General features: G+C 61.9%; 1 protein-coding gene and 1 pseudogene. Both read right to left on the reverse strand.

Annotated elements, in window-relative coordinates:
- Window positions 1–45: 45 nt before the first annotated feature.
- The gene (locus tag ENZ75_RS31040; protein WP_063167886.1) at window positions 46–1,221 is read right to left on the reverse strand and encodes a GGDEF domain-containing protein; all 1,176 of its coding nucleotides are present in this window, start codon (window positions 1,219–1,221) and stop codon (window positions 46–48) included.
- A 160-nt stretch (window positions 1,222–1,381) separates the two neighbouring features.
- A pseudogene (locus tag ENZ75_RS31045) lies at window positions 1,382–1,688 on the reverse strand (hypothetical protein); the annotation flags it as partial.

The following is a 1,688-nucleotide window of genomic DNA, read 5'->3' on the forward strand; positions in this document are numbered from 1 at the left end:
GCTCGTGCCCGCCGCTGTCCGACTATCTGGGGGCCGCGGAGTAATTTACGCTGAGCGCAAGGCCGGCTTGATCGGCTCGGCCTTGCCCATCCTCTTGCGGCTGATGACGCAATTTCGTCCGGCGCGTTTGGCGGCATAGAGCGCCGCGTCTGCCTCGGTGAGCACGTTGTCGAGGCTGCTGCCGCTTGCCTCGCCAAAGCCGATGCCGCCGCTGACCGTGCTGCGCAATTTGCCGAGCTGGGTGGGGACGATTTCGGCGCCGAAAGCCACGCCGATCTTGCTGGCGAGATCGTAGGCCTTTTCGTCCGTCATCCGCGACATGACGACTGCGAACTCCTCGCCGCCAAGGCGAAAAGCGTCGACGCCGGGCCGGGCATATTTCTTGATGACGGCGGCAAAACGGCACAAGACCTGATCCCCAACCGGGTGACCGTAGACATCGTTCGTCCGCTTGAAGTGGTCGAGGTCGAACATGACGATAGACATGAATGGACCGAAACTCCGCTCGCCGTAAAGCGACGTCAATGCCCGGCGGTTCAGCAACCCTGTCAGCGGGTCGGTCATGGTCTCGGCCTTGAGCTCGATCTGCGCCTGCAGATGATGGAGGGAGAGCGTCAATGCTCCGAGCCCGGTCATGCAGGCCACCGCCACGACGGAATTCAATCGTTCGGCCCAATTGTCGGGCGCAATCGCGAGCGTCCATTGCCCCTTGGTCAGCAGAACCACGCCGCAAAGCGCAAACGACATCGCGCAGGTGCCGCTCAGAAACGAAACCACCAGCAGGATGCGGCGATCGTGACTGCCGTTGATCCAGAACATGGCGCCGATCGCCGACAGCAGCGCCGTCACCGTGGTGTAGGTGATGATGAAGCCAACGCCGTCAAAGCCAAGGAAAGTGACAGCGGCACAGATAGTCATGGCGGCAAGCGCCGGTGCAACGGCGCGCCTGTAGCCGGGCACGCCGAGATATTGCATGGCCGACAAGCAGAGGATCAGGAACCCCAGGCTGAGCAGCGCAAGCACGATCTGGCAAAGCAGCGGATCGGGGTCCTTGGTGTACCGCCAGAACAGGATCACATGCGCGACGAGCACCAGAATTCCGCACGCCACCGTCAGCACGAAACCTGCCTTGGGTGCGGTGAACCAGATCGCAAACATGGTGACGCTGAGGCATATGCCCGACAGCGCGGCTGCGAGCAGGAGCGAACTGAAGTCCAGCATATCGGGCAAGGGCCTCTCGAGCGTCGGCGGTTGCGCTGCATTCTAGGTCAGCGGCTGCCCCCAGATACGGATTTTCAGGCGATCCATCGATGCAACCTGCAGATAGGGTTTACAAAGCGTCGATGGCACGTGTCCCGAAACCGGACCATTGGACGCGAGATCAACCCTTGTTCAGGAGAGCGAGGTTGGCGTTGACGACGGTGGGATCGGCCATGCCGGCCTTCGCTTCGAGCAGCAGCGCCTTGGCCTTCTTGCGATTGCCGCGCAGCAGTTGCGAATAACCCATATTGTTGACGATCTGCGGCCTGCGACCGGCGACTTTCAGAAGCTGGCCGTAGGCACGGTCGGCGAAGTCGAAGCGGCCGAGTTCATCATAGGAAGCCGCGAGCCCCATCCAGGCCTCCGCATTGTCGGCCTTCAACTCGACGGCCTTGCGGAAGTGCTTTTCGGCGAGGCCGTAATTGGCG

This window comes from Mesorhizobium sp. M7A.F.Ca.CA.002.04.1.1, from assembly GCF_004022805.1.
GTDB classification, from domain to species: domain Bacteria; phylum Pseudomonadota; class Alphaproteobacteria; order Rhizobiales; family Rhizobiaceae; genus Mesorhizobium; species Mesorhizobium ciceri.